Below are 775 nucleotides of genomic sequence, written 5' to 3'. Positions count from 1 at the left end.
TGCGCAACAGCGTCGGCGAGGTCACCAATTACCTCGAATACAGCGAGGATGGCTTGCCGACCAAAATCCAGCGCCCCAATGGCCAGATTGTCGAATCTGAATATGGCCCGCGCCAGCGCTTGGTGTCCAGCACCATCCGCGATGCCAGCGGACGAACTGAAACCACGCGCTACGAGTATGACGTCGCGGGCCAGTTGATCCGTGTGACTGCACCCGACGGCTCGGCGCTAAGCTACACCTACGACGACGCGCACCGCTTGAGCGGCTTGCGCGACCGTGCCGGCAACAGCATCGGCTTCACGCTCGATGCGATGGGCAACGTCGTGCGCCAGGAGGTGAAAGACCCAAGCGGCAAACTGGTCGCGCAGACCATGCGTGCGTTCGACGCGCTCAACCGCTTGCAGCGGGAACAGTCCAATGCCAAAGATGCGGGCACGCGTTTTGAATACGATCCGGCTGGCAACCTGAAGGCGACCATTGACCCGACGGCCCGCGTCAGCAAGGGAACTTACGACACGTTTAATCGTCTGATACAACAGATGCTCCCTGCGGTGGATGCCACGGGAAAACCAGCAACAATCGATTATGCCTACACGCCGCAGGATCAGCTTGCCTCCGTGCTCGATCCGCGCCGCTTGCAGACACGCTACGTCGTCAATGGGCTGGGGCAGCAAACGGCGCTCGTCAGCCCGGATACCGGCACAACGACCACGCAGTTCGACGGAGCTGGAAACGTGATAGCAAGCCTTGATGCGGCTGGACGCAAGACCGCCTA

Annotated in this window: 1 pseudogene; it reads left to right on the top strand. The window is 61.0% G+C overall.

Going from position 1 to position 775, the window contains the following annotated elements:
* Positions 1–775: pseudogene (locus PO883_RS34680) on the top strand (hypothetical protein); the annotation flags it as partial.

It is taken from the genome of Massilia sp. DJPM01 (assembly GCF_030348125.1).
In the GTDB taxonomy this organism is placed as follows: Bacteria; Pseudomonadota; Gammaproteobacteria; order Burkholderiales; family Burkholderiaceae_D; genus Telluria_A; species Telluria_A frigida.
The sequence above is the reverse complement of the archived record's forward strand: the minus strand, read 5'-3'. Positions and strand labels throughout refer to the sequence as shown.